The organism is Burkholderia sp. 4NA327C6, assembly GCF_005502655.1.
GTDB classification, from domain to species: Bacteria; Pseudomonadota; Gammaproteobacteria; order Burkholderiales; family Burkholderiaceae; genus Burkholderia; species Burkholderia contaminans.
Genome location: NZ_SCNZ01000015.1, coordinates 78,670 through 103,516, shown reverse-complemented (window position 1 = coordinate 103,516; position 24,847 = coordinate 78,670). Strand labels below are relative to the sequence as shown.

The following is a 24,847-nucleotide window of genomic DNA, read 5'->3' as shown; positions in this document are numbered from 1 at the left end:
GGGGAATTTCGTTTACCAGGGCCACGAAATGGAGAGTCCGGTGCCGTTTTCGAGGGCCTGCCGATACAGGAAGCGTGCGACGGTCAGGTCCTGCAGCGCGAGCCCGGTCATGTCGAAGACGGTGATCTCGCGCGGCGCGCGGTCGACCGTCGCGGATCCCGCGAGGATGTCACCGATTTCCGTGCGTGGCAAATCCGGCGCCCACTGGCACTCGCCGATGCTGCGCGCCTGGTCGTGATCGTCCACGACGATGCGCGCGCGCTCCAGCACGCCTGCCGGCAGCTCGCGCTTGCCGGCGGTATCGGTGCCCACGCAGGTCAGGTGGGTGCCCGGCCTGACCGCATCCGCATCGAACAGCGGGCCGCCGCCGGGCGTTGCCGTGATGACCACGTCGCTGTTGGCCACCGCGTCGTTCCGGTCGCGCGCCACGCCGATCGTGCATCGTTCCCGGAAGGCGGATTCGAACACCGGGTCGGGCTCGCCGCTGACGGTCACGTACTGCACGGTGCACCGTTGCGGCAGCAGCCCGAGTGCGTAGTCGAGCTGGACGCGCGCTTGCACGCCGGTGCCGAACAAGCAGATTCGCGCGCTGTCGCGACGCGCGAGCAGTTGCAGCCCGAGTCCGCCGGCGGCACCGGTTCGCGCGGTGGTGATCGCATTGCCGTCCATGATGCACAGCGGCCGGCCCGTGGCCGGGTCGAACAGCGCGACGGTGGCCTGATGCGGTTCGCCGCCGAGCCCGCGGTTGCCGGGCCAGAATCCGGCTGCCTTGAAACCGAGCAGGTCCTGATTCGCGACATCGCCCGACTTGATGCCGAACACGCCGCCGGTGTGCAGTTTCTCGCGCACCACCGGGAACACGCGTCCGGCCCGCTGGCTATGCAGCACGAAGGCTTCGCGAACGGCCGCGGTCACTTGCGCGGCCTGGAGGGCGGGCGCGACGGCATCGCGGTCGAGAAGCAGGAGTCGGTCGTCTGTCGGCATGTTCAGGCAAGCGCGCTCGGCGCCAGGCAAATCGGGGTGGTTTAAATTTTGTCCAGATTTGGACAAATAGTCAATGAATCGACGGGGCGGCGCAGGGGCGCGGTTTTGCTCACCACCCGTAGAAGCGCGGCCACGTCTGCGCGCCGCCGTCTTCGCCGATCGCCTGATACTCGGGATGCTGCGCTCCGGTGGCGCATGCGTGATTCGGCAGGATGCGCAGGCGGGTGCCGATCGGAAACTGCTGCGCGATGCCGGCGTCGGGTGTGCCCGCGCGCGACACGATCCCGTGCTCCTGGTTGGCGGCGCTCATCAGGTAGTCGCCGAGCACGTCGCCGTGTTCGGTGCAAACCTGCCCGTAGCCGAAGTCGTGCGCCTGGCGCTGCGTGCCGCGGTCGCGGCTCATCGCCATCCAGCCTGCGTCGACGATCGCCCAGCCTTTCTCTTCCTGGTGCCCGATGACGGTGGTCAGCACCGACAGCGCGATGTCGGACAGGTCGCACACGCCGATGTTGTGCATCACGAGGTCGAACATCACGTACACGCCGGCGCGCACTTCGGTGACGCCTTCGAGATGTTCCGCCGCGAGGGCAGTGGGTGTCGAACCGATGCTCACGACCGGGCAGGGCAGGCCGGCCGCCCGAAGGCGCTCCGCCGCCCGCACGGTGCGGCTGCGTTCCTGCTCGGCGATCGCCGCCAGCGCGTCGGGCGTGCTGTATTCGTAGCTGGAGCCCGCGTGCGCGAGCACCCCGCCGAGCACCGTCCCGCCGTCGGCCAGTGCGCGGCCCACGTCGATCAGCAGGTCGGCGTCGGGCGGAATCCCCGAGCGGTGGCCGTCGACGTCGACCTCGATCCACACTTCGAAGCGCTCGCCGTGCGCGCGCCCGAATTCGGCGATCGCGTGCGCGGCCGGCAGGCTGTCGGCGACGAGTTTCAGGTCGCAACCCTGCCGGCGCAGCGCGAGCGCCTGGCCCAGCTTCGAGGGCACCATGCCGACGGCGTAGACGATGTCCCGGATACCGTGCGCGAAAAACTGTTCGGCTTCCTTGAGCGTCGACACCGTGATGCCCTGCGCGCCTGCCGCGATCTGGGCATCGACGACTTGCGTGCTTTTGGTGGTCTTGACGTGCGGCCGGAACCGGACGCCGAGCGCGTCCAGGTGCGCCTGCATGCGGCCGATGTTGTGCTGCATGCGGCCGACGTCGATCAGGGCGGCCGGGGTGTTGAGAGTGTGAAGGTCCACGATGCGTTGCCTCGGAAGGTTGCCGATGTGAGCATCGTAGAGGCGTCGATGGGTGGCGTGTTTAACGCGTGGCTAATCCGGCATTAAACGCTGTTTAATCAACTGGATCGCGGGGATGCGCGTGGATGCACAGTGCCGCTCATGCGTTGTGGCGCCACGGCGGCGGGCTGAGAAACCGCGTCGCGGCTTCGAGAAACACCCGTTGCCGCGCCGAACGGCCGGTGCGCGACGGCAGCAGCGCCGTCACCGGCGCGGGCGGCAGGTGCCAGTCGGGCAGCAACCGCACGAGCTTGCCGTTCGCCAGCAGCGGTGCGACGTCCCACTCGGAGCGCTCGACGATCCCGAGCCCGGCGAGCGCCCATTCCGTGATGACGGTGCCGTCGTTCGAGGACAGCGCGCCGCTCACGCGGATCACGGCGGCGCGGCGCGGTTCGCCCTTGACGTCGCCGCCTTGCGAGAAGCGCCAGCGCGGGATGTCCTCGTCGTTCTCGCGCAGGCACAGGCAGTCGTAGCGGGCCAGGTCGGACGGATGGTTCAGTTCCTTGATGCGGCGTGCGTAGCCGGGGCTCGCGCACAGGAAGCGTTCGTTGGGCGCGAGCGGATACCCGATCCACGACGACGACTTGAGGCTGCCGACGTGAACGACCACGTCGGCGCCCGACGCGCTGGTCAACGGGCTCTCCGACAGATGGAGCGATATTTCCAGTTTCGGATGCGCGCATTGCAGGTCGCGCACGATCCGGGCGACGTACTTTCTGCCGAAGCCGAGCGGGGCGACGACGCGCAGCGTGCCCTGCACGTCGCCGTGGTCGCCTGCAATGCTGACCGGCAGCGCCTCCACGCGCTCGAGGATGTCGACGGCTTCCTGGTACAGCCGCTGCCCTTCGTCGGTCAACGCGATTCCTTTCGACTGCCGCACGGCGAGCCGTGCGTTCAAGCGCGCTTCCATCCGCTGCAGGCGAATCGTGACGGCGGGCGGCGTGAGATCGAGCAGCCGCGCGGCCGAGGCCAGCGAGCGCGACGTGCCGATCGCGCGGACGAGTCGAAGGTCGTCGAGGTCGAGCATTTCATGTCTCTTAATGCTGGATGTGCCGAGCATTAAACCGCACATCGCGCGGAGAAGCCATCGACGTGGCACCGACAGCGGATGCATGGCGAGCACGCCGAGTCGCTGGACGCTCACTTCATACCCGTGGCAGTACGGGCAATGCAGTACGCTGACGCCCCAGCGTTCGCCGAGCCGCAGGTTCTCGATGAATGTGATTTCTATCTCATATTGAAAAAGAAATCGCGCTGATCGGTGGACACGATTTCTTCTTGCCCATGCTGAAATATTTCGTGCGCGAGCATTCGGAGATTTGAACGGGAGGTGTTGCCGATCACGTCGACAAAAGCGCGCTGTTTGACGAGCCCGCGGCCATGCTCGGCATGCTGTTGCGCGAGTTCGAAGCGAAGGCGGCGCGGCTGCGCAAGCCGCGCTGACGCAGCGCAGCACGGCCGCAGTTCGCGCGCGCCGACGCGGCCGAAACCGTCGCGCCGCGATGGTCTGTCCCCCAACTTCTGCCCGGTTCGCCCGCCACAGGGCAAAATACGGGTTTTCCGCACCCGCGAGGGCGCGACCGAATCACGCGCCGGGCGGCGGCAGTGCGCACTCCGCACGCCGCCGCCGGGCGCCCAGGCAAGAAACGCTCGCCATGTCGCGAGCCCACAGGAGTCCAGACCCCATGCCCGAATCCAACCTGTCCTTCTTCGGCCGGCTGTCGCTGGCCGTCGGCACGTTCTTCTCCGTGCTCGGCAACCGCGAGTTCGCGGCCGGCGTGCTGCGCGTGCGCGATGGCGCCCCGGCCCCGGTCGCGCCGGCCCCCGCCGCGGCCCCGGCCCCGGCCCCGGCGCCTGCCGCCGCGCCCGTGAAGGCGCCGGCGCCCGAGCTGCGCGAAGCGAGCCCGCAGGCCGCGCTGCAACTGCTCGGCCTGCTGCAGCGCGATGCGCGCTTCATCGACTTCGTCGAGGAAGACATCGCCGGCTACGCGGACGCCGACATCGGCGCGGCCGCGCGCCTCGTGCACGACGGCTGCCGTGCCGCGCTGCGCGAACACTTCACGATCGTGCCGGTGCGCGACGAAGCCGAAGGCAGCCGCGTGACGCTGCCGGCCGGTTTCGACGCGACGGCCGTGCGCGTGACGGGCAACGTGGTCGGCGCCGCGCCGTTCACGGGCACCGTCAGCCATCGCGGCTGGCGGGTCGCCGACGTGCGCCTGCCGAAGCTGACGGGCAGCCACGACGCCTCGGTCGTCGCACCGGCGGAGGTGGAACTGTGAGCGATCCGCGCTATTCGATCGGTATCGATCTCGGGACGACCCATTGCGCGCTGTCGTACGTCGACAGCGCCGCGAGCGACGGCGAAACCATCACGCAGCAGGTGCTGCCGATCGCGCAGCTCACCGCGCCCGGCGCGCTGGAGTCGCGCGACCTGCTGCCGTCGTTCCTCTACCTGCCGCATGAAAGCGAACTCACGCAGGGCGACCTGACGCTGCCGTGGACGGCCTCGCGCGCCTTCGCGGTCGGCGAAATGGCCCGCACGCGCGGCGCCGGCACGCCGATCCGCCTCGTGTCGAGCGCGAAGAGCTGGCTGTGCCACCCGGGCGTCGATCGCCGCGCGGCGATCCTGCCGAGCGATGCGCCGCCGGAAGTGTCGCGCGTGTCGCCGCTGGAAAGCTCGATCCGCTACCTGACGCACCTGCGCGAAGCATGGGACCACACGCATCCCGATGCGCCGTTCGCCGACCAGGACGTGACGGTCACGATCCCTGCATCGTTCGACCCGGCCGCGCGCGAACTGACGGCCGAGGCCGCCCGCGCCGCCGGCTACTCGCGGATGACGCTGCTCGAAGAGCCGCAGGCAGCGCTGTACAGCTGGATCCAGAAGAGCCAGGGCGGCTGGCGCAAGCAGGTGCAGGTCGGCGACCTGATCCTGTGCGTCGACGTGGGCGGCGGCACGACCGACCTGTCGCTGATCGCGGTGGTCGAGCGTGAAGGCAATCTCGAACTGCATCGCGTGGCGGTCGGCGAGCACATCCTGCTCGGCGGCGACAACATGGACCTCGCGCTCGCGCATATCGTCGCGCGCAAGCTCGCGCAGCAGGGCACGCAGGCCGATCCGTGGCAACTGCGCGCGCTCACGTACGCATGCCGTTCCGCGAAGGAAACGCTGCTGTCCGACCCGACGACCGACGCGGTGCCGCTCGTCGTGCCGAGCCGCGGCTCGAAGCTGATCGGCGGCTCGATCCGCACCGAGCTGACGCGCGCCGAACTCACGCAGACGATCCTCGAAGGCTTCTTCCCGCAAGTCGATGCAGCCGCGCGCCCGGTGAGCCGCGCGCGCGTCGGCCTGACGCAGCTCGGCCTGCCGTATGCGCAGGACGCGGGCATCACGCGCCATCTCGCCGCGTTCCTCGGCCGCCAGGTCGCAGCGCTCGACTCGCTCGAAGGCGTGCAGCGCACGCTGCCGCAGGGCGCGACGTTCCTGCATCCGACGGCCGTGCTGTTCAACGGCGGCGTGTTCAAGTCGGCGCTGCTCACGCAGCGCGTGCTCGATACGCTCAACGGCTGGCTCGCCGCCGAAGGCGCGCCGGCCGCCCGCCTGCTCGAAGGCGCGGATCTCGATCTCGCGGTCGCGCGCGGCGCGGCTTATTACGGCTACGTGAAGCGCGGCCGTGGCGTGCGCATTCGCGGCGGCACGGCGCGTGCGTACTACGTCGCGATCGAATCGGCGATGCCCGCGGTGCCGGGGCTGGAGCCGCCGGTGCAGGCGCTGTGCGTCGCGCCGTTCGGGATGGAGGAAGGCTCGGACGCGGCGCTGCCGCCGCAGGAGTTCGGCCTCGTCGTCGGCGAACCGGTGCAGTTCCGCTTCTTCGGTTCGTCGGTGCGCCGCCAGGACCAGGTCGGCACGCTGCTCGACTACTGGTCGCCGGAAGAGTTGCAGGAACTGGAGGAAATCCAGGCGACGCTGCCCGCCGAAGGGCGCACGGTCGGTGAAGTCGTGCCCGTGAAGCTGCATGCGCGCGTGACCGAAGCCGGCACGCTCGAACTCGAGGCGATCCCGAGCGGCACGAACGAGCGCTGGAAGGTCGAGTTCGACGTGCGCGGCGCCGCCTGAGCGCGATGAAGCGCTATACGGTCGGGATCGACCTCGGCACCAGCAATACGGTCGTCGCCTACGTCGAGGCCGGTTCCGACGCGATCCGCGTGTTCGACGTCGAGCAACTGGTCGGCCCCGGCGCGGTGGCCGCGCAGCCGCTGCTGCCGTCGGTGCGCTATCACCCGGCGGCGAGCGAGCTGCCGCCGGATACGCTGCGGCTGCCGTGGGCGGCCCATGCGAAAGCGAGCGCGGCCGGTGCGACGCCGGCCGTGATCGGCCGCTACGCGCGCACGCTCGGCGCGCAGGTGCCGGGCCGGCTCGTGACGAGCGCGAAGAGCTGGCTGTCGCACGCGTCGGTCGACCGGCTCGCGGCGATCCTGCCGTGGGGCGCGGCCGACGGTGTCGACAAGGTGTCGCCGGTCGACGCGAGCGCGAGCTATCTCGCGCATGTGCGCGACGCGTGGGACGCGCGCTTTCCCGATGCACCGCTTGCGAAACAGGACGTGATCCTGACGGTGCCCGCGTCGTTCGACGACGGCGCGCGTGCGCTGACGGTCGAGGCTGCCAAGCGCGCGAAGCTGCCCGCACTGCGGCTGCTGGAAGAGCCGCAGGCCGCGTTCTACGACTGGCTGTACGGCCAGCGCGACACGCTGCGCGAGTCGTTCGCCGCCGCGCGCCGCGTGCTGATCTGCGACGTCGGCGGCGGCACGACCGACCTCACGCTCGTCGATGTCGCGCCGGGCGACGACGGCGAGCCGACTTTCACGCGCGTCGGCGTCGGCAATCACCTGATGCTCGGCGGCGACAACATGGACCTCGCGCTCGCGCGCCTGGTCGAGTCGCGGCTGACCGAGCCCGGCACGCGGCTGTCCGCCGCGAGCCTGTCGCAGCTCGTCGAGCGTTGCCGGGCCGCGAAGGAGCGGCTGCTCGGCGACGATGCGCCTGACTCCGTCAACGTCACGCTGCTCGGCGCGGGCAGCAAGCTCGTCGGCGGCGCGCGCTCTGCCGAGCTGACGCGGCAGGAAGTCGAGCAGATCGTCGTCGACGGGTTCTTTCCGCAGGTCGAAGCCGGCGAACTGCCGCGCCGTGCGCGCGCCGCGATCGTCGAATTCGGGCTGCCCTATGCGAGCGACGCGGCCGTCACGCGGCACATCGCCGCGTTCCTGAGCCGGCATGCGGAAGGCCCGCTGCCCGACACGCTGCTGCTCAACGGTGGCGTGTTCCGCGCGGGCGCGCTCGCCGGCCGTCTCGCGCAGACGCTCGGCGCGTGGCGCGGCGCGCCGCTCGACGTGCTGCACAACGCGCATCCCGACGTGGCGGTCGCGCGCGGCGCGGTGGCCTACGGGCTCGCGCGCGCCGGGCATGCGCCGCGTATCGGCGGCGGTTCCGCGCGCAGCTACTTCCTCGTGCTCGACGATGGTGCCGAAGGCGCGGCCGCGCGCGGCGTGTGCCTGCTGCCGCGCGGCGCGGAGGAGGGCCACGAGATCCGGCTCGACGATCGCACGTTCGCGCTTCAGCTCGGGCAGCCGGTGCGTTTCCACCTTGTGTCGACGGTGGCCGACACCGCCTACCGGCCCGGCGATCTCGTCGATCTCGACAGCGGCGATTTCGTGCGGCTGCCGCCGATCGCGACGGTCGTCGACGCGAAGGCAGGCGGTGACGCGCGCGAAACGCCGGTGAAGCTCACCGCGTCGCTGACCGAGGTCGGCACGCTCGAAATGCACTGCATCGCGACCGACGATGCGTCGCGCCGCTGGCGGCTCGAATTCCAGTTGCGCGGCGATGCGCCCGCGCAGGGCGACGACGCTGCGCCCGCGCGGCATCCGCGGCTCGACCAGGCGCTCGAACTGATCGAGCGCTCGTTCGGCAGCAAGGCCGCCGGCGTCACGCCGAAAGACACGCGCCGGCTGCGCGCGCAGCTCGAACAGGTGCTCGGCGCTCGGGAGGAGTGGGACGTCGCGCTCGCGCGTGAATTGTTCGATGCGTTGCTCGCGCGCGCGCGGCGGCGCCGGCGCTCGGCCGATCACGAACGTGCGTGGCTGAACCTCGCCGGCTATTGTCTGCGCCCGGGGTTCGGGCATCCGCTCGATGCATGGCGCATCGAGCAGCTGTGGCCGCTGTTCGACGACGGCATCCAGTATGTGACCGACGCTCAGGTGTGGTCCGAGTGGTGGACGTTGTGGCGGCGCGTGGCCGGCGGCCTCGACGACGATGCGCAGACGCAGGTGCGTGACGCGATCGCATTCCTCGAACCGACCGACGACAAGCGGCGCAAGCTGCCGTTTGATCCGGGCAAGGTCGGGCCGGCGGATATGACGCGGCTCTCCGCGTCGCTCGAGCGACTGCCCGTCGAGCGCAAGGTCGAGCTGGCCGAGCGGCTGATTGCGCAATTGCAGAAGCCGGGCGAGCGGGCACTGTGTGCGTGGGCGCTTGGGCGCATCGGCGCGCGTCGGCCGTTCTACGGCAGCGCGCACAGTGTCGTGCCGGCCGAAGTCGCCAACGGCTGGCTCGATGCGCTGTTCGCGCTCGACTGGAAACAGGTCGAACCGGCCGCGTTCGCGGCTGCCCAGATTGCCCGGATGACCGGAGACCGTTCGCGCGACCTGCCGGACGACACACGCGAGGCCGTGATCAAGCGCCTGTCGGCCGCGAATGCATCGGCGGCTTGGATCGACATGGTGCGCGAGGCGATTGCGTTCGACGAAGCCGACACGGTGCGCGTGTTCGGCGAAACGCTGCCGGCCGGGTTGAAGCTGCTCGCCGGGTGACGGAAGTCACGGAACGGATGCTTCGGCCTCGTTCGCAGGACGAAGCATCCGGTTGTGTCGGTCAATGCGCGGCGTGACCGCCGTTTCCTTCAGGCAGGCGAAACCGCTTCGCGCTGCCGTTCCACCGATTCGATTTCCGATACATCGCGCGCGGCCGCCCGCCGCGCGAGATGAATCCCCGCGAGCATGCAGCGCACCGAGCCGCCGGCCAGTTCGATCGTCGGCACGTCGAGCGGCAGCAGCCGTGCGGATCGCTCGATCGTCGCGCGCTGCACCGGCGTGAGGCAGTCGTACGCGCGCCGTGACAGCGCGAGCACACGCCCTTCCTCGCCCGACAATTCCAGCGTATTGCCCGCGAAATTCGCGATCTGCGATGCATCGAGCGCGATCACGGTGCGGCCCGTTTCGGCGAGCCGTTGCGCGATTTCTTCACGACGGCGGCTGTTGGCAATGAGTTCGAGGCCGACCATCGCGAACTCGGTCGCGACGCTCATCATCACGTTCGTGTGATAGATCGGCCGCCCGTCGGCATCGGCCGTATCGAAGCAGATCGGCTCGAAATTGAAGTTCGTGCAGAAGCGTTCGAGCGCGACCGGATCGGCACGGCGCGAACGCGCGGTGTACGCGATCCGCGCGACGTGGTCGAGCACCATCGCGCCGGTGCCTTCGAGGAACACGTCGTCGTATTCGAGGCCCGAGTAGTCGATCACGTCCTGCACGCGATATTCGGCCTTCAACATCTCGACGATGTCGGCGCGCCGCTCGCGACGCCGGTTCGCGCTGAACATCGGATACAGCGCGACGTGGCCGCCCGGGTGCGTCGAGAACCAGTTGTTCGGGAACACGGAATCGGGCGTGTCGCGCTCGCCGTGGTCGTCGAACACGTGCACGCGCACGCCTGCATCGGCGAGCGCCTGCGTGGCGGCCGTGACTTCGTCGCGCGCGGCCGCGGACACGGATGCCGCGCCGTGCGCGCCTTCAGCGCCGGACGTGCGCTGGAACGCGTTGTCGGCCGCGGTCTGCGGGTTCGGCAGGAAGCGGTGCGGCCGGATCATCACGACGGCGGCCGGCGCCTGGATCGATACGAGATTCATGGAAGGCAGGAGCGAAAGGCAACGGGGCCGGGCGGCGCACGGGCCGCCCGGGGATGACGGTCAGCGTGCGAGCGCGGCGACGGCTTCGGTCGCGTACGCCACATGACCCTGCGCGATCGCGGCCGGGTCGTCGATCAGCGCGAACAGGTTCTTCGGGTCGACGGCCGGCGGAATCAGCGCGATCTCGACGCCTGCGTTGTGCTGCTGCGCGAGCGCATACAGGTAGCGCAGCGCCGAGTAATCCTCGAGCGCGAAGCCGACCGAGTCGAACACCGTGACTTCATCCGCGCGTTCGCGGCCGGTCGTTTCGCCCTGCAGCACGCGCCACAGCTCGGTGACGGGGAAGTCGGCCGGCATCTGCTGGATCTCGCCCTCGATGCGCGATTGCGGCTCGAATTCGACGAACACGCGGCCTGCCTGCAGCACGCCCGCCTCGAGTTCGGTCTTGCCCGGGCAATCGCCGCCCACGGCGTTCAGGTGCATGCCGGGTTCGATCATGTCGGCCGTGACGATCGTCGCGTACGCCTTGTCGGCGGTGACGGTCGTCACGATGTCGGCGCCGCGCACGGCGTCGGCGGTCGACGCGGCGCGCACCACGCGCAACGTGGGGTACGCGGCGAGGTTCTGCACGAGCTTGTCGGTCGCGTGCGGATCGACGTCGAACACGCGGATTGCGTCAATGCCGAGCAGCGTGTGGAACGCGATCGCCTGGAATTCGCTCTGCGCGCCGTTGCCGATCAGCGCCATCGTGTGCGAATCGGGGCGGGCGAGGGCTTGCGCGGCGAGCACCGACGTCGCGGCCGTGCGCAACGCGGTGGTCAGCGTGAGTTCGGCGAGCAGCAGCGGGTAGCCGGTATCGACTTCGGCGAGCGCGCCGAACGCCATCACCGTGTGCATCCCGCGCGTGGCGTTGACGGGGTGGCCGTTCACGTACTTGAACGCGAACAGCGACGCGTTCGCGACGGGCATCAGTTCGATCACGCCGTTGCGCGAGTGGCACGCGACGCGCGGCGACTTGTCGAAATCGGCCCACTGCAGGTAATCGGCGCGCAGCGTGTCGACGAGCTCGCTGAGGAACGTCGTGACGCCGGTTTGGGCGATCAGTCTGGCGGTGGCGGGAACGTCGAGGAAGCGGGTCATGCGTCTGTCTCCTGTCGACCCGAGTTAGCGCTTTAGCGCTTACTCGGGTCCCATGCTTTGCAAATTCTCAGTGCCGGTACGGGTGTCCCTGGCGTTCTGGTCGACCGGGCGATGCCCGGGCGCGCGTCCCGGCTTCCTGGAAAGCGGCGGCGCGGCCTGTCGCGCCGGTCGATAGAACCATTATTTCCGCGAGTCGCGCCAACAAAAAGGCGGCAAAAGTGGCAGATTTATCGATAGACTTGGCAAATTGCTGGCCATTTATGGCAATTTGACCAGGTTACGCGCGTTGGAATGCAAAGGTTACGGCACGCTGGCGGCCGGTTCACGTTCAACAGGAAGGCTTGTTCATGATCACGCTCGACGACGTCGACCGGCAGCTCATCGCGCTGCTGCGCGACAACGCGCGACTGCCCGTCGTCGCGCTGGCGAAGGAATTGCGCGTCGCGCGCGCGACCGTGCAGAACCGGCTGACGCGGCTGGAGAAGCACGGCGTGATCGTCGGCTATACGGTGCGGCTCAAGCCGGCGGCCGAACGGCACCGGATCCGCGCGCTGATGTCGATCGCCGTGCAGGGCAATCGCGGCGCGGAAGTGGTGAAAGTGCTGCGCGGGCATCCGAACGTCGCGTCGATCCACAGCACCAACGGGCGCTGGGATCTCGTCGCCGAGCTGCATGCCGATTCGCTCGAGCACTTCGATCGCGTGCTCGGCGCGATCCGTCTGATCGACGGGATCGCGAATACCGAGACGAGTATTTTGCTGTCGACGCACAAGGCGTGACGCGGGCAGGCGGCGCCTGCGTCAGCCTGCGTACCGGTTCGGTTTGCCCGGGCGTCAGGCGCTGGCCGCCAGCTCCGGAAACACCGGCTCGCCCAGCGTCAGCATCAACCGGTTCGCCCACGCGAAGATCGCGACCGCGTGCGACAGGTCGAGAATCTCCTCATGCGTCAGCCCTTCGGCTTCCAGTGCGGCGATATCGCTCGCATCGACCGCATCGGGCCGCTCCGTCAGCGCAATCGCATAGCCAATGATCGCCCGTTCGCGCGCCGTCGTGCCGGCCGTCGCCGGATCGTCGAACACCTGCTCGATCGCGTCGGTGCGCTTCGCGAGCTGGGTAAAGCGCTGTGCATGCACGGACGCACAGTACACGCAGCCGTTCACGCGCGACACGGCCGTGCTCGCCAGTTCGCGCTCCGCGCGCGACAGTCCGCCGGGGCCGTACATGATTGCGTTGAATACGCCCGAGCGTTGCCGCAGGATCTCGGGAAGATGGACGAGCAGCAGGTAATAGTCGGACGTCTTCGCCTGCGGGTGGCTCGCTTCGAGCACGGCCAGCTGATCGGGCGTCGCGGCATCGAGCGACACGGTGTCGAGCCATGCACGCCAGCCGAGCGTGTCGGACGTGAAGCCGTGAGTGGTCGTCGTCATGCGGCCTCCGTTGCAGCCCGTGCCTGAAGCGCCTGCGCGGCCACCGCGACGCGCAACTGATACGCAACGAATGCCACGAGCTGCGACAGCGCGACGATCGCGGGCGTCGTGAGTCCGGCCGACGTCAGCGCGTCGAGATCGGACGGGCGTGCATCGACCGGGGAGCGCGTCAGCAGGCGTGCATGCGTCAGGATCGCGCCGATGCGGCGGGGCAACGTGTCGAATGCATCGGCGTCCGCGCGGGCGATATCGTCGAGCGTGCCGCCTGCATCGACCAGTCGTGCGCGATAGGTGTCTGCCAGCACGCGAGCGTTCGATTTTTCTGCAACATACCGCGCCGCGTGCAGTCGTTCGATCAACGAAAGGTCGGGCAACGCGGGATCGAACAGCGCCGCTTCGCTCAGCCGCGTATGGAGCAGCACCTTGTCGCGTGCGCGACGCAGCGCGGCGACGGCGTCGCCTTCGCGCAGGCCGGCCACCGCGTCGATCGTGTCCGGCGCAGCGGCCGGCGTGATGGATTCAGTCATCGTTTCGGGTTCCCTTCGTCGTCAATGTGATCGATGGACGCGCGCTCATGCGTCGGCGTCGTGCCATTCGTCGCCCTGCAGTTCGGCGTTCGCATATGCGACGAGCGCGTCGTAGTGGCGATCGCGGTCCGCGTCGAACAGCCGGCTCGCAATCCCGCACGCGAGCCGCTTGGCGCCCGCGCTGATGGCCGGGATATCGCCGGACAGCTTGCCGTGGCTCAGGCTCGCGGCATGGTTGAAGCAGTGGATCCGCGTGATGGCCGCGCACGCGCCGGGCTCGCGTTCCTGGAACGCGAACGCGGGGCCGAGATCGGGCGACTCGGCGAGCTCGTCGATCCACGCGCCCGGCTCCGGTCGGTAGCGATCCTTCCAGCGCCGCACCTGCGCGCCGAACGACGCGAATTCCGCGCGCGTCGTCCAGTCCGAATGAAAGCCGGTCGCGAAGATCAGGAAGTCGACGGTGTAGCGCCCGCGCGGCGTCGTCACATCGAGTCCGTCCGCGTGCCCGGCGAGCGTCTCGATCGGGCTGTTCGCGTGGAAATGCGCATGCGCGTGGCGCGACACACGCAGCACGCTGTCGCGCGGCGGCGGCGTTTGCGACGTCAGCGCGTAATGCATGAAGCGCCATTTCGTCGTGTCGTCGAGATCGGCGTAGCCGTGCACGAGGCCCGGGCTGCCGATGCCCGTCAGCTTGTTGATGCGCGGAATGTCCGCGCGGCGGAAGAACAGGTCGACGCGTGCGGCGCCGGCTTCGAGCGCGGTGCCCGCGTTGTCGAACGCGGATGCGCCCGCGCCGACCACGCCGACACGCTTGCCCGCGAGTGCCGCGAAATCGATCGGCTCGGACGAATGGGCCCAGCGCGTGCGCGGCGCGCGTTGCGCGACGGGCGGGACGTACGGGCCGCCGAGCCCGTCGCGGCCGGTGGCGAGCACCACGTGCCGTGCGAGCAGGGTCTGCGCTTCGCCGTTGCCGCGCACGTCGAGCGCGAGCAGGCCGTCGTCGCACGGGCGCAGCGCGACGAGCGTGGTGTCGTTGCGCACCTGCAGGTCGAGCACGCGCCGGTACCAGCGCAGGTAGTCCATCCATTGCGTGCGCGGAATCTTGTAGAGCGCGTCCCAGGCGTCGCGGCCGTATTGTGCTTCGAACCACGCGCGGAACGTCAGCGCGGGCAATCCGAGCGCGGGCCCCGCGAGCTGCTTCGGCGAGCGCAGCGTGTCCATTCGCGCGAACGTGACCCACGGCCCTTCGTAGCCGGCCGGCGCGCGGTCGATCACGCACTGGTTGTCGATGCCGAGCAGGCGCAGTTCGGCTGAAGCCGCAAGCCCGGCCATGCCGCCGCCGACGATCGCGACGTCGAGCACGCGTGTGCCGTCGGCCTCGCGCGGCGGCACCCACGATGGAGCCGGCAGGTCGAGCCAGCGCAGGTCTTGCGCGAGCCGGGCTTCGAGTGCCTGCAATTTATCGGGCGTCGTCGTTGTCATGCGGCCTCCGGGCGTGTACGGCGTGCACGCGTCGTGCCGGCTGCGCCGCGCGGTGCGCGCCCGGCGCGCAGCCGGTCGCCGCGCAGCAGCGCGTCGTGTGCGGCGGCGTCGTGAAAGATCACGTCGTCGAGCAGTGCGTGCGTCGTACGGTGCAGCGCGTCGAGCAGCGCATCGATGGCGGACGTGCGTGCCTTGCCTGCCGGCGTCGCGACGCCGAATGCGAACGGAATGTCGACATCGAGCGGGCGCGAGACGACACCCTCCACCGGCAGCGCCGCGCCCGTCGCCGGATCGACGATGCCGATTCCAATGCCCGCACGCGCGGCCATCACCGCATTCAGCGACGCATTGGTTTCGATGAATACGCGTGCATCGACCCGCGCGGCCGCGAATGCCGCATCGATCCGCTGGCGCAGCCGGTGGCGGTTCGCGACCGTCACGATGCGACGGCGTGCGAGATCGCGCAACGCGATGCGCGGCTGCGCCGCGAGCGGATCGCCGGCAGGCAGCACGGCGACGCACGGCGTCTGCGCGATCCAGTGCACGTCGAGCCCCGCGTGCGCCATCGGCAGCGTGACGACGCCGATATCGGCCGTGCCGGCCAGCACCTCGTGCACGACATGCTCGGCCGATTCGCTGCGTATCTGGTAGTGGGGCGCCTGCGCGCCGTCGGGCAGCGCGGCGAGCGCGGCCGGCACGAGCGTGGCCGCGAGCGAAGGGGTGGCCGCGATGCGCACGGGCTCGGCGGTTTCATCGCCGAGCGCCCGGGCGCGCGCCTCGATCGCGCGCAGGCCGACCAGCGAGCGTTCGACTTCCTCGTAGAGCAGGAACGCGCGCCTCGTCGGCGTGACGCGCGGGCCGTGCCGGTCGAACAGCGCGTAGCCGAGATCGGCTTCGAGCTCCTGAATCTGCCGCGTGACGGCCGGCTGCGAGCGGCCGAGCAGTTCGCCCGCGCCGGTCACGCTGCCGGCCGACATGACCGCGGAAAAGGCTTCGAGTTGATGCAGCTCCATGACACCTTCCGATGATGCGATTTGCGCATTGTAGAAGTGTGAGCATGCGTGATTCATATAATGATTTTTGCTATCGACAGCGCGAAAGCTGCGAAGGGCCCGACCGTTGCGATGGCCGGTGGTGCGTGCGTGAGCGTGGGTTGCGATCGGCGCCGTGAGCGAAACGCCAATCGAATCAACGTGATGCAGTGCCTGCCGATGCATCGCGCGAGGCAGGGTGTGCGGATGGCCGCACGCGAGCATCACCGCTTCGCGCCGCGCACGATATCGATATGCGCAAAACTTCGTTGGATCGTCCTGAACCGGATGGTTACATGCCCTCACTCTTTTCGACTGACTGAAGCTGGGGGACGCATGAACGTTTCGGGGAACGACGCACGCGGGGCATGGCGACGCGTGCTGGGCACGGTGGCGGCGCTCGCTGCCGCATGGGGCTTGTCGACGGGCGGCGCGCTCGCGGCGGGCGTGTCGGGCGAGCCGGTGGTGATCGGCGTGAGCGGTCCGCTCACGGGCCAGGACGCGCAGTACGGCGAACAATGGAAGCGCGGCTTCGATCTCGCGCTCGACGAGATCAACGGCAGCGGCGGCATTCACGGCCGGCCGCTCGCGGTCGACTTCCAGGACAGCCGCAGCGATCCGCGCCAGGCGGTGGCGATCGCGCAGAAGTTCGTCGCCGATCCGCGCATCGCGATCGAGCTGGGCGACTTCTCCAGCGCGACGTCGATGGCCGCATCGCCGATCTACCAGCGCGGGCAACTGATCCAGTTCGGCTTCACTAACTCGCATCCGGATTTCACGAAGGGCGGCGACTATCTGTGGAGCACCGCGCTGAGCCAGGCCGAGGAGCAGCCGCTGCTCGCGCGCTACGCGGTGAAGGAACTCGGCTTCAAGCGGATCGCGGTGCTGTACCTGAACACCGACTGGGGCCGCACCAGCAAGGACATCTTCGCGAAGGCGGTGACGGGGCTCGGCGCGCAGGTCGTCGCGGCCGAAGGCTATCAGCCGGCGGAGAAGGATTTCCGCTCGACGCTCGTGCGCATCGGCGAATCGAAGCCCGATTCGATCGTGCTGATCTCGTACTACGCGGACGGTGCGCAGATCGTGCGTCAGGCGCGTACATCGGGGCTCACGCTGCCGATCGCGGCGGTCGGTTCGGTGTACTCGCCGAAGTTCCTCGAACTGGGCGGCACGGCCGTCGAAGGCGTCTATACGGAATCGAACTTCTTCCCGGCCGAACCGCGCCCCGAGGTGCAAGCGTTCGTGCAGCGCTATCGCGCGAAATTCCACGCCGATCCCGATTCGTTCGTCGCGCGTGCATACGACGCGCTGATCCTGTCGGCGGAAGTGCTGCGCCGCTACGGCACGACGCGCCAGGCCGCGCACGACGGCTTCGCGAAGATCAGCGACGTGCCGAGCGTGATCTTCGGCAAGGTGCGCTTCGATCCGCAGACGCGTCGCGTTGCCGGCGCGCGCACCGTGTATCTGGTCGTGAAGCAGGGGCAGTGGGCGCTGTGGGACGGCGCGAAACCGCAGCTCGCCGCGCGTTGAGCCCGGCCCTGAACAGCATGCATGTAACGGACGCATCGTGATGGCTTCCTGGCTCGACTACACGCTCAACGGCCTCATCGTCGGCAACATCTACGCGCTGCTCGCGGTCGGGCTCGCGCTGATCTTCGGCGTGTCGCACCTGATCAACTTCGCGCACGGCTCGGTCTACATGGTCGGCGCGTTCATCGGCTGGCTGTGCCTGACGCGCTTCGGGCTGCCGCTGCCGGCGGCGCTCGCGGCGGTCGTCGTCGGCTGCGGCGCGCTCGGCATCGCGATCGAGCGAATCGGGCTGCGGCCGCTGCGCCACGCGGCACGCATCGCGCCGCTGCTCGCGACGATCGGCATCAGCTTCATCCTCGACCAGCTCGCGCAGCTCGCGTTCGGGGCCGACCCGCGCGCGGTGCCGACGCCGCTGCCCGACTGGCACGTACGGATCGCCGGCGCGACGCTCGGCTCGCTCGACCTGTTGATCGCGGGCATCGGCATCGCGGCGGCCGCGCTGCTGTACGGCTTCCTGCGCTTCACGCGGCTCGGCTGGGCCGTGCGCGCGACCGCGCAGGATCGCGACGCTGCGCTGCAGATGGGGGTCGACGTCGACCGCGTGAACCAGACCGTGTTCGCGATCGCGTGCGCGCTCGGCGGCGTGAGCGGGCTGCTGGTCGGCATGTACTACAACAGCATCGATCCGGCGATGGGCTTCCAGGCCACGCTGAAGGGCGTGGTTGCGCTGCTGATCGGCGGGCTCGGCAACGTGCCGGGCGCGATCGCGGGCAGCCTGCTGCTCGGTCTCGTCGAAAGCTACGGCGTCGCGCTGTTCGGCACGAGCTACCGTGACCTGTTCGCGTTCGGGCTGCTGATCGTGTTCCTCGTGTGGCGGCCGAACGGGCTCTTCAGCGCGAACCGCGCGCTGCCGCCCGAGCCGATGACGGGCACTTTCCTCGCGGCCGCGAAGGCCGTGCGCGTGCCGCGTCCGGTGCTCGTCGTGCTGATCGTGGCGGCGGCCGTGCTGCCGTGGCTCGGCGCATCGCCGTACGTGCTGCAGACGCTGACCAACGCGTGGCTGTACGGGCTGCTCGCGCTGAGCCTCACGCTGGTGGCGGGCACGGTCGGGCAGATCTCGCTCGGCCACGCGGCGCTGCTCGTGATCGGCGCATATGCGTCGGCGCTGCTGTCGTCTGATCTCGGCTGGTCGCCGGCCGTGACGATCCCGTGCGCGGGCGCGATTACCGCCGTGCTCGGCACGCTGCTCGTCTATCCGGCGTTCCGGCTGCGCGGGCATTACGTATCGATCGCGACGCTCGGTATCGGCGAAGTGGTGAGCCTCGTGATCCTGAACTGGGACGGCCTCACGCGCGGCCCGCTCGGCATCACGGGTATCGAGCCGCTGCCGTGGGCGACGACCGCGCGTGCCGCGTACTGGTTCACGTTCATGGTGCTCGTCGTGTTCGCGCTCGTGCAGGTGCGGCTGCTGCGCTCGCATCTCGGCCGCACGCTGCGCGCGGTGCGCGAGGACGACGTCGCCGCGCGTGCGCACGGCATCGCACCGAATCGCTACAAGGCGATCGCGTTCGCGGTCGGCGGCGTCGCGGCCGGCGTGAGCGGCGGGATCGCCGCGCATCTGTACAGCTACATCAATCACCAGACCTTTGATTCGCAGGTGTCGATCCTCGCATTGACGATGGTGATCCTCGGCGGCTTGGGCAACGTGCTCGGCGGCATCGTCGGCGCGATCGCGCTGATCGGGCTGCCCGAGCTGTTCCGCTGGGCGGCCGACTACCGGATGCTGATCTACGGCCTCGTGCTGTTGCTGCTCGTCCGGTTCCGGCCACAGGGCCTGCTCGGCACGGTGTGAGGAGGAATGCGATGACCACCAACCGACCCTTGCTCGACGTGCAGGGCCTGACGCGCCGCTTCGACGGCGTGACCGCGCTCGACGGCGCGAGCCTGTCCCTTGCCGATGGCGAACTGCTGAGCGTGATCGGGCCGAACGGCGCGGGCAAATCGACGCTGTTCAACCTGATCGCGGGCGCCGACCGGCCCGATGCCGGCCGCGTGACGTTCGACGGCCGCGACATCACGGGCACCGCGCCCGAGCGCCTCGCGACGCTCGGCATCGCGCGCACCTTCCAGCACGGCCGTGTGTTCGGCAACCTGAGCGTGCTCGACAACGTGCTGATCGGCGCGCATGCGCGGCTGCGCGCGGCCCGGCCGGGCTGGCCCGCGCTGGGTGCCGCGGCCGAGGTGCTGCGCGCGCTCGTGCGGCCCGCGGCGGTGCGGCGCGAGGAAGCCGCGCTGCGCGACGAGGCGCGCGCGATCGTCGCCGGGTTCGGCGAGCGGCTCACGCCGCGCATCGATCATCCGGCGCACAGCCTGTCGTATGCGAACCGGCGTCGCGTGGAGATCGGCCGCGCGCTCGCGCTGCATCCGCGGCTGCTGCTGCTCGACGAACCGACGGCCGGGATGAACGAGACGGAGACGGCCGAGATGCTGCAACTGATCCAGTCGCTGAAGGCGCGCGGCCTGACGATCCTGCTGATCGAACACAAGCTCGAACTCGTGATGCGCGTGTCCGACCGCGTGATGGTGCTCGACAACGGCGTGAAGATCGCCGAAGGCGCGCCGCGCGACGTGCGGCACGACCCGCGCGTGATCGAGGCGTACCTCGGCCGCCGGCATGCGGGTGGCGCGCCGGCCGACCGCACGGCGCAGGCGGCCGCATGACCGCACTCTCTTCCGGACCCGACACGACCATGACCGACGCGCTGCTGAAACTCGAACACCTCGACACGTTCTACGGGCCGGTGCAGGTGCATTTCGACGTGAACTTCGAAGTCGGCCGCGGGCAGATCGTCAGCCTGCTCGGCGGCAACGCGAGCGGCAAGTCGACGACGATGAAGCTGATCCTCGGGCTGATGCGGCCGCGCCGCGGCGTCGTGCGCTTCGACGGCGACGACGTGACGGCGCTCGCGACGCCGCAGCGCGTGCGGCGCGGGATCGCGGCCGTACCCGAGGCGCGGCGGCTGTTCGGCGACATGAGCGTGCGCGAGAACCTGCTGATGGGCGCGTATACGCGCAGTGACCGCACGGCAGTGGCGGAGGACTACGAGCGCGTGCTCGACCTGTTTCCGCGCGTGCGCGAGCGGCTGACGCAGCGCGCGGGCACGCTGTCGGGCGGCGAGCAGCAGATGCTCGCGATGGCGCGCGCGCTGATGGCGCGGCCGAAGCTGATCTGCATGGACGAGCCGACGATGGGGTTGTCGCCGCTCTACGTCGACAAGGTGCTCGAGCTGATCGACGCGATCAACCGGCAGGGCGTGACCGTGTTCATGGTCGAGCAGAACGCGAGCCTCGCGCTGGAGATTGCGCACTACGGGTACGTGCTGCAGACGGGGCGCGTCGTGCTCGAAGGGCCCGCGAAGGCGCTGCTCGACGACGAGCGCGTGCGCGATGCGTATCTCGGCGGGGAGGCGGTGGCGGCGTAGCGGGGGCGTTTCTTATCGTGTCGCGTTCGCTGCTTCGGTCTTGCCCTGAAGCCTGCGCGCGGGTTCCGTCCGGTGCAGGTGGACGGCATAGGTGTCCCACGGCAGCCTGATGTTCTTCCCCGAACGCGCGACTGCCTGGGTCATCAGCCTTCCGGCCTCGCCGCGATGGTAGCCGCCGTGCGTGACCACATGGGTCAGCATCTCTTCGCGTGTCATATAGCCGTTGTCGCCGTCGGTGAACGCAAACGGAATCGATTCGGCCAGCATTGCGGGCGTGGCGGCTTCGACATGGTCGAGATACCAGCGATCGAGCGCGGCGAAGGCCGCACGCAGCGCGTCGGGTTCCGGCGTGTCGGGCGTGTTGTCGGATGCGAAGCCATGACGTTCGCCGGTCAGGTGGGCGGCGAAAATCCTGTTCACGACGAGGCAATGGTTCATCAGCCGCAGCGCGAGATGGCGCTCGTCGGCATGTTCCACTGCATCGAGCCCCGCGATGGCCGTCAGCATTTCGTCATTCGCCCAGGCCTGGTAGCGCAGCATGCGGGACAGGAGTGCGTTCTCGCTCATGGTCGTGTCCTTGTGGGTTTCACCTAAAATGTGAGCCTCGCCACCATTATTTTCGGTCGGAGCCCGCATGTCCACTCGCGTTTCCGAAGCTGCCGCCGCGATGCGCAAAGCCCCGCGCCAGGCGCGTTCGCGCGCGACCGTCGACGTGATCGTCACGGCCGGGGCTCGCGTTCTGGATACGCACGGGTGGGCCGGATTCACGACCAACGAGGTCGCGGAAGTTGCCGGTGTCAGCATCGGTTCCGTGTATCAGTATTTCCCGAACAAGCTCGCGTTGGTCGATGCGATCCGGCGCCGGCATTTCGACGACGTGCTGGCCGTGCTGCAGCGCGCGCACGACCGTCAGGCAAGCCCGAGGCGTCTCGTCGAACGCTTGATCGCCGACCTGATCGCCGTGCATCGCGATTACCCGTCGCTGCACCGGGCACTGCTCGATCTTCCCGATCCGGGTGGCGTGAAGGCCGTATACGACGCGTTCCAGAAGGAATATTTGCACCGCTATGCGCTGGTCGTTGCTGCCTGTCGCGGGCGGCCATCGGTCAAGGCCGATGCGATGACGGCGCAGGTGCTGTCATCCGCGCTCGAAGGCATCGTGCACAACGCGGCCCGACGCGGGCTGCTGGACGATCCGAAACTGAAGCGCGAACTCGTCAGGCTGGCGTGCGGCTACCTCGAAGATCCCCGCGACGGCGCGACGAGGGCGCGCGAGTGAGCCGACGCAAAAATCATGACGGACACCGAAATTCAGGTAGATTGACGCTTTTCTGATCTCGTACGCCACGGGCGCACCATGTTGACCTATTCCGTTCAGAAAGTCGGCTACGCATTCGAGCAACTGGATCCGCAGGGCGCGACGGACTACCCGTCGTTCACGCAGGCGTTCGACGCATTCCCGTGGGCAGCGCAACATGCCGAATGGAACGACACGCAGGACGGCCCGTTGCCGGCCCTCGTGCTGCAGCATGCCGACGATCAGCGGGAATTGTGGGTGACCGCGCTGAGCGATGCGCATGCGGATGGCTTCCAGTTGAATGCCGTCTCGATGCGGATGAAGAAGGGGTTGTTCGGGATCGGCAAGGGCAAGCTGGAGCAGCACGTCGAGACGATCGACGTCAGGAAGCGCACCGACGTCGACACGTTGTGCCGGCTGTTCTGCGATCGTCAGTACGACGAGCTGGACCGGGCGGTGGCGCAGCACGTGGAGCGCAATCACTTCGAAGACGGCAGCGACGATTGAGCGCCCACTGCGCACGCGCCTGAACCGGCGCGATCCGTCGACTCATGCCTGCGCTATGACGCTCCCATCGCGCGCGGAAACGTCAACACCACCGCAAACCCGCCCGCCTCGGGAAACGCAAACCCGACGCGCCCGCCGTGCGCCTTCATCACTTCCTGCACGATCGCGAGCCCGAGTCCCGACCCCGTGCGCCGCTCGCTGCCGTCCGGCGCGATCCGCACGAACGGCTGCAGCGCGGCATCCCAGTGCTCGCGTGGAATCCCGCGGCCGTTGTCGGTGACTGTCAGCGTCACGGCATCGCCCGCGTTGCCCTGCGTCGCGACCGACACGACGATGTCGTCCGCATGACCGTGCAGCAGCGCGTTGTGCAGCACGTTCGACAGCGCTTCCTGCAGGCTGATCGCGTCGCCGTCGATCCACGCGAGCGGCGCGTCGCTTGCGAACGCAACGGCCACGTCGCGCTCGCCGGCGAGCGGAATCGTGCGGCCCAGGACCTCTTTCGCGAGTGCGACGAGGTCGACCGGTTGCAGCGGCACGGCCTCGGTGCGATGGATCACCATCGCATGATTGAGCAACTGGCCGGTGAGCCGCCCGACGTCCGAAGAGGTCGCACGCAACGCATCGAGCCGGGCCGCGTGACGCGCCGAGTCTGCCTCGCCGTCGAGCAGCTCGATCTGCGCGTCGAGCCGCGCGAGCGGCGTGCGCATCTGGTGCGCGGCATCGGCGATGAAGCGCTGCATCGCGTTGATCCGCTCGGCGAGGCGGTGCATCAGCCCGTTGATCGACCCGATGATCGCGTCGATCTCGCTCGGTGTGTCGACGGCCACCGGCCGCAGGTCGGCCGGGTCGCGCGCGGCGATGATCGTGCCGATCTGCGCGAGCGGGCGCAGGCCCCGCCGGATCGCGAGGCCGCTTGCGCCGATCGCGAGCACGCTCATCAGCAGGATCAGCGTCCACACCTTGAAACTCATTTCGTTCGTCAGTTGCTGGCGCGCGTTGGTGGTCTGCGCAACCGTCACGAGCGCCCAGCCCGGCGTGCTTTCCTCGGGCATGTAGCGCGCGATCGTCGCGGTGCGCACCCGGTGCCCCTGGTAGACGGCATTCGCGAACGCGGGGCCCTGTTTCGCGGCGGCGAGCGTCGCGGGGCTCGCGAGATCGTTGTAGCCGGCCACGACGATGCCGCGCGAATCGACCACCTTGTAGTAGACGAGGTCGTAGCGCGACAGCGTCGACAGCGCGGCCACCGGCGGATTCAGCGCGAGCACGCCGCCTTGCACGTAGAGGTTTTCGGCGACCTGGATCGATGCGCCCGCAAGCAACTGGTCGTACGCGCGTTCGGCCGCGACGCCCGCGTAGTAGCGCGCGATCGCCGCGAGCGCGAGCGCGCCGGTCGCGACGACGAGCGCGATGAAGAGCAGCGTGCGTCCGAACAGCGTCTTCGGGAACCAGTCAGTGCACCGCAATCTGATACCCCATCCCGCGCGCGGTACGGATTTCGACCGAGCTGCCCTGCAGCTTCTTGCGCACGCGTGTCACGTACTGCTCGACCGCGTTCGTGGTCGGCTCGTTGCCGAAGCTGAACAGCTGGTTCAGCAGTTCGTCCTTCGAGAAGATCCGCTGCGGGCGGCTCGCGAGGATTTCGAGCAGCGCGAATTCCTGGCGCGACAGCGACAGCGGCTGGCCGTCGAGTTCCGCGAGGCGGCTGCTGCGGTCGATCACGAGGCCGCCGAGCGTCAGCACGTCGTTCGCGTGGCCGCTGTTGCGGCGCAGCAGTGCCTGCACGCGCGCATCGAGCTCGCGGTAGTCGAACGGCTTCACCAGGTAGTCGTCGGCGCCGAGGCCGAGGCCGCTCACGCGGTCGTCGATCGCCGAGCGCGCGGTGACGAGCAGCACGGGCGTCGTGCTACCCGACGCGCGCAGGTGGCGCAGCACCGTGAAGCCGTCCATGCCGGGCAGGTTCGCGTCGAGCACGACGAGGTCGAAGCGCTCGACGCGCAGCAGCCCGTGCGCGGTCGCGCCGTCGGTTTCGAGATCGACGGCATGGCCGAGCCGCGCGAGGCGATTGCGGATCGCCGCGCCGATTTCGGCATCGTCCTCCACGACGAGAATGCGCATGGTGCCGTTTCGCAGGTGGGTGGGTTAGGGGTTTTCCCGGGGCCGGGATGTCAGCATTTTCTCAGACTCGGTCGATAACCTGTGT

Annotated in this window: 23 protein-coding genes; 10 read left to right on the top strand and 13 right to left on the bottom strand. The window is 69.1% G+C overall.

Features of this window, described 5'->3' with window-relative positions:
- Positions 1 to 12: 12 nt before the first annotated feature.
- From FFS49_RS17415 to FFS49_RS42385, 4 genes are all read right to left on the bottom strand, one after another.
- Positions 13 to 984 (bottom strand): ornithine cyclodeaminase family protein, encoded by a 972-nt coding sequence (locus FFS49_RS17415; protein ID WP_105817248.1) that lies wholly within the window; start codon positions 982 to 984, stop codon positions 13 to 15.
- A 109-nt stretch (positions 985 to 1,093) separates the two neighbouring features.
- Entirely contained in the window at positions 1,094 to 2,224 is a 1,131-nt protein-coding gene (locus FFS49_RS17410; RefSeq protein ID WP_105817247.1) for a DSD1 family PLP-dependent enzyme, read from the bottom strand.
- A 139-nt stretch (positions 2,225 to 2,363) separates the two neighbouring features.
- Positions 2,364 to 3,323 (bottom strand): LysR family transcriptional regulator, encoded by a 960-nt coding sequence (locus tag FFS49_RS17405; protein ID WP_105817246.1) that lies wholly within the window; start codon positions 3,321 to 3,323, stop codon positions 2,364 to 2,366.
- A 167-nt stretch (positions 3,324 to 3,490) separates the two neighbouring features.
- On the bottom strand, positions 3,491 to 3,829 hold the full coding sequence (locus tag FFS49_RS42385) for a hypothetical protein (RefSeq protein WP_137951014.1): 339 nt from the start codon (positions 3,827 to 3,829) through the stop codon (positions 3,491 to 3,493).
- A gap of 119 nt (positions 3,830 to 3,948) precedes the next feature.
- On the opposite strand from FFS49_RS42385, the gene FFS49_RS17395 reads away from it, so the two are divergent.
- Genes FFS49_RS17395 through FFS49_RS17385 form a run of 3 tightly spaced genes read left to right on the top strand, consistent with a single transcriptional unit; the run spans position 3,949 to position 9,130 of the window.
- Complete coding sequence (locus FFS49_RS17395; RefSeq protein ID WP_137951013.1) at positions 3,949 to 4,542, top strand: DUF2760 domain-containing protein; 594 nt, start codon at positions 3,949 to 3,951, stop codon at positions 4,540 to 4,542.
- Positions 4,539 to 6,380, top strand: coding sequence for an Hsp70 family protein (locus tag FFS49_RS17390; protein WP_105817243.1), 1,842 nt, complete (start codon positions 4,539 to 4,541; stop codon positions 6,378 to 6,380). The genes FFS49_RS17395 and FFS49_RS17390 overlap by 4 nt, the downstream gene beginning before the upstream one ends.
- A gap of 5 nt (positions 6,381 to 6,385) precedes the next feature.
- Complete coding sequence (locus FFS49_RS17385) at positions 6,386 to 9,130, top strand: Hsp70 family protein (RefSeq protein ID WP_105817242.1); 2,745 nt, start codon at positions 6,386 to 6,388, stop codon at positions 9,128 to 9,130.
- Positions 9,131 to 9,219: 89 nt separating this feature from the next.
- On the opposite strand, the gene FFS49_RS17380 is transcribed toward FFS49_RS17385, so the two are convergent.
- Entirely contained in the window at positions 9,220 to 10,224 is a 1,005-nt protein-coding gene (locus tag FFS49_RS17380; RefSeq protein ID WP_105817241.1) for a citrulline utilization hydrolase CtlX, read from the bottom strand.
- Positions 10,225 to 10,284: 60 nt separating this feature from the next.
- Positions 10,285 to 11,364 carry an ornithine cyclodeaminase gene (locus FFS49_RS17375; protein WP_105817240.1) on the bottom strand — a complete coding sequence of 360 codons (1,080 nt, stop codon included), beginning with the start codon at positions 11,362 to 11,364 and terminating at the stop codon, positions 10,285 to 10,287.
- A 347-nt stretch (positions 11,365 to 11,711) separates the two neighbouring features.
- Here FFS49_RS17375 and FFS49_RS17370 point away from each other — a divergent pair, with 347 nt between their 5' ends.
- Positions 11,712 to 12,143: an Lrp/AsnC family transcriptional regulator gene (locus FFS49_RS17370; protein WP_039354504.1), complete on the top strand. Its 432-nt coding sequence runs from the start codon at positions 11,712 to 11,714 to the stop codon at positions 12,141 to 12,143.
- Between the two features lie 54 nt (positions 12,144 to 12,197).
- Here the strand turns inward: FFS49_RS17370 and FFS49_RS17365 are convergent, their stop codons facing one another.
- The 4 genes from FFS49_RS17365 to FFS49_RS17350 are packed head-to-tail and all read right to left on the bottom strand — an operon-like array spanning position 12,198 to position 15,813.
- Positions 12,198 to 12,791 carry a peroxidase-related enzyme gene (locus tag FFS49_RS17365; protein ID WP_105817239.1) on the bottom strand — a complete coding sequence of 198 codons (594 nt, stop codon included), beginning with the start codon at positions 12,789 to 12,791 and terminating at the stop codon, positions 12,198 to 12,200.
- Complete coding sequence (locus tag FFS49_RS17360) at positions 12,788 to 13,318, bottom strand: hypothetical protein (protein WP_105817238.1); 531 nt, start codon at positions 13,316 to 13,318, stop codon at positions 12,788 to 12,790. Before FFS49_RS17360 ends, FFS49_RS17365 begins: the two co-directional genes overlap by 4 nt.
- Before the next feature lie 45 nt (positions 13,319 to 13,363).
- Positions 13,364 to 14,800 carry an NAD(P)/FAD-dependent oxidoreductase gene (locus tag FFS49_RS17355; RefSeq protein WP_105817237.1) on the bottom strand — a complete coding sequence of 479 codons (1,437 nt, stop codon included), beginning with the start codon at positions 14,798 to 14,800 and terminating at the stop codon, positions 13,364 to 13,366.
- Positions 14,797 to 15,813 carry a LysR family transcriptional regulator gene (locus FFS49_RS17350; protein ID WP_071333112.1) on the bottom strand — a complete coding sequence of 339 codons (1,017 nt, stop codon included), beginning with the start codon at positions 15,811 to 15,813 and terminating at the stop codon, positions 14,797 to 14,799. The genes FFS49_RS17355 and FFS49_RS17350 overlap by 4 nt, the downstream gene beginning before the upstream one ends.
- 354 nt (positions 15,814 to 16,167) lie before the next feature.
- Between FFS49_RS17350 and FFS49_RS17340 the strand changes: the two genes are divergently transcribed.
- Genes FFS49_RS17340 through FFS49_RS17325 form a run of 4 tightly spaced genes read left to right on the top strand, consistent with a single transcriptional unit; the run spans position 16,168 to position 20,843 of the window.
- Positions 16,168 to 17,361, top strand: coding sequence for an ABC transporter substrate-binding protein (locus FFS49_RS17340; protein ID WP_089443208.1), 1,194 nt, complete (start codon positions 16,168 to 16,170; stop codon positions 17,359 to 17,361).
- A 40-nt stretch (positions 17,362 to 17,401) separates the two neighbouring features.
- On the top strand, positions 17,402 to 19,213 hold the full coding sequence (locus tag FFS49_RS17335) for an ABC transporter permease (RefSeq protein ID WP_105817236.1): 1,812 nt from the start codon (positions 17,402 to 17,404) through the stop codon (positions 19,211 to 19,213).
- An 11-nt stretch (positions 19,214 to 19,224) separates the two neighbouring features.
- Positions 19,225 to 20,082 (top strand): ABC transporter ATP-binding protein, encoded by an 858-nt coding sequence (locus tag FFS49_RS17330; protein WP_039354523.1) that lies wholly within the window; start codon positions 19,225 to 19,227, stop codon positions 20,080 to 20,082.
- Positions 20,079 to 20,843, top strand: a complete 765-nt coding sequence (locus FFS49_RS17325; RefSeq protein ID WP_105817235.1) for an ABC transporter ATP-binding protein — start codon at positions 20,079 to 20,081, stop codon at positions 20,841 to 20,843. The genes FFS49_RS17330 and FFS49_RS17325 overlap by 4 nt, the downstream gene beginning before the upstream one ends.
- Before the next feature lie 12 nt (positions 20,844 to 20,855).
- On the opposite strand, the gene FFS49_RS17320 is transcribed toward FFS49_RS17325, so the two are convergent.
- Positions 20,856 to 21,479: a DinB family protein gene (locus tag FFS49_RS17320; protein ID WP_224755932.1), complete on the bottom strand. Its 624-nt coding sequence runs from the start codon at positions 21,477 to 21,479 to the stop codon at positions 20,856 to 20,858.
- On the opposite strand from FFS49_RS17320, the gene FFS49_RS17315 reads away from it, so the two are divergent.
- A complete protein-coding gene (locus FFS49_RS17315) occupies positions 21,478 to 22,122 on the top strand; it encodes a TetR/AcrR family transcriptional regulator (RefSeq protein WP_105817234.1) in 645 nt (214 codons plus the stop codon). The two genes, FFS49_RS17320 and FFS49_RS17315, sit on opposite strands and share 2 nt — an antisense overlap.
- Positions 22,123 to 22,200: 78 nt before the next feature.
- Positions 22,201 to 22,647: a hypothetical protein gene (locus FFS49_RS17310; protein ID WP_105817233.1), complete on the top strand. Its 447-nt coding sequence runs from the start codon at positions 22,201 to 22,203 to the stop codon at positions 22,645 to 22,647.
- A gap of 53 nt (positions 22,648 to 22,700) precedes the next feature.
- On the opposite strand, the gene FFS49_RS17305 is transcribed toward FFS49_RS17310, so the two are convergent.
- On the bottom strand, positions 22,701 to 24,110 hold the full coding sequence (locus FFS49_RS17305) for a sensor histidine kinase (protein ID WP_105817232.1): 1,410 nt from the start codon (positions 24,108 to 24,110) through the stop codon (positions 22,701 to 22,703).
- Positions 24,097 to 24,762, bottom strand: a complete 666-nt coding sequence (locus FFS49_RS17300) for a response regulator transcription factor (protein ID WP_105817231.1) — start codon at positions 24,760 to 24,762, stop codon at positions 24,097 to 24,099. Before FFS49_RS17300 ends, FFS49_RS17305 begins: the two co-directional genes overlap by 14 nt.
- Between the last annotated feature and the right edge of the window lie 85 nt (positions 24,763 to 24,847).

What these genes read in the sequence shown, in the direction of transcription:
- FFS49_RS17415 (WP_105817248.1), bottom strand. Translation starts at nt 984, where the DNA reads ATGCCGACAGACGACCGACTCCTGCTTCTCGACCGCGATGCCGTCGCG.
- FFS49_RS17405 (WP_105817246.1), bottom strand. Translation starts at nt 3,323, where the DNA reads ATGCTCGGCACATCCAGCATTAAGAGACATGAAATGCTCGACCTCGAC.
- FFS49_RS17395 (WP_137951013.1), top strand. Translation starts at nt 3,949, where the DNA reads ATGCCCGAATCCAACCTGTCCTTCTTCGGCCGGCTGTCGCTGGCCGTC.
- FFS49_RS17385 (WP_105817242.1), top strand. Translation starts at nt 6,386, where the DNA reads ATGAAGCGCTATACGGTCGGGATCGACCTCGGCACCAGCAATACGGTC.
- FFS49_RS17380 (WP_105817241.1), bottom strand. Translation starts at nt 10,224, where the DNA reads ATGAATCTCGTATCGATCCAGGCGCCGGCCGCCGTCGTGATGATCCGG.
- FFS49_RS17375 (WP_105817240.1), bottom strand. Translation starts at nt 11,364, where the DNA reads ATGACCCGCTTCCTCGACGTTCCCGCCACCGCCAGACTGATCGCCCAA.
- FFS49_RS17370 (WP_039354504.1), top strand. Translation starts at nt 11,712, where the DNA reads ATGATCACGCTCGACGACGTCGACCGGCAGCTCATCGCGCTGCTGCGC.
- FFS49_RS17365 (WP_105817239.1), bottom strand. Translation starts at nt 12,791, where the DNA reads ATGACGACGACCACTCACGGCTTCACGTCCGACACGCTCGGCTGGCGT.
- FFS49_RS17360 (WP_105817238.1), bottom strand. Translation starts at nt 13,318, where the DNA reads ATGACTGAATCCATCACGCCGGCCGCTGCGCCGGACACGATCGACGCG.
- FFS49_RS17355 (WP_105817237.1), bottom strand. Translation starts at nt 14,800, where the DNA reads ATGACAACGACGACGCCCGATAAATTGCAGGCACTCGAAGCCCGGCTC.
- FFS49_RS17350 (WP_071333112.1), bottom strand. Translation starts at nt 15,813, where the DNA reads ATGGAGCTGCATCAACTCGAAGCCTTTTCCGCGGTCATGTCGGCCGGC.
- FFS49_RS17340 (WP_089443208.1), top strand. Translation starts at nt 16,168, where the DNA reads ATGAACGTTTCGGGGAACGACGCACGCGGGGCATGGCGACGCGTGCTG.
- FFS49_RS17335 (WP_105817236.1), top strand. Translation starts at nt 17,402, where the DNA reads ATGGCTTCCTGGCTCGACTACACGCTCAACGGCCTCATCGTCGGCAAC.
- FFS49_RS17330 (WP_039354523.1), top strand. Translation starts at nt 19,225, where the DNA reads ATGACCACCAACCGACCCTTGCTCGACGTGCAGGGCCTGACGCGCCGC.
- FFS49_RS17325 (WP_105817235.1), top strand. Translation starts at nt 20,079, where the DNA reads ATGACCGCACTCTCTTCCGGACCCGACACGACCATGACCGACGCGCTG.
- FFS49_RS17315 (WP_105817234.1), top strand. Translation starts at nt 21,478, where the DNA reads ATGTCCACTCGCGTTTCCGAAGCTGCCGCCGCGATGCGCAAAGCCCCG.
- FFS49_RS17320 (WP_224755932.1), bottom strand. Translation starts at nt 21,479, where the DNA reads ATGCGGGCTCCGACCGAAAATAATGGTGGCGAGGCTCACATTTTAGGT.
- FFS49_RS17310 (WP_105817233.1), top strand. Translation starts at nt 22,201, where the DNA reads ATGTTGACCTATTCCGTTCAGAAAGTCGGCTACGCATTCGAGCAACTG.
- FFS49_RS17300 (WP_105817231.1), bottom strand. Translation starts at nt 24,762, where the DNA reads ATGCGCATTCTCGTCGTGGAGGACGATGCCGAAATCGGCGCGGCGATC.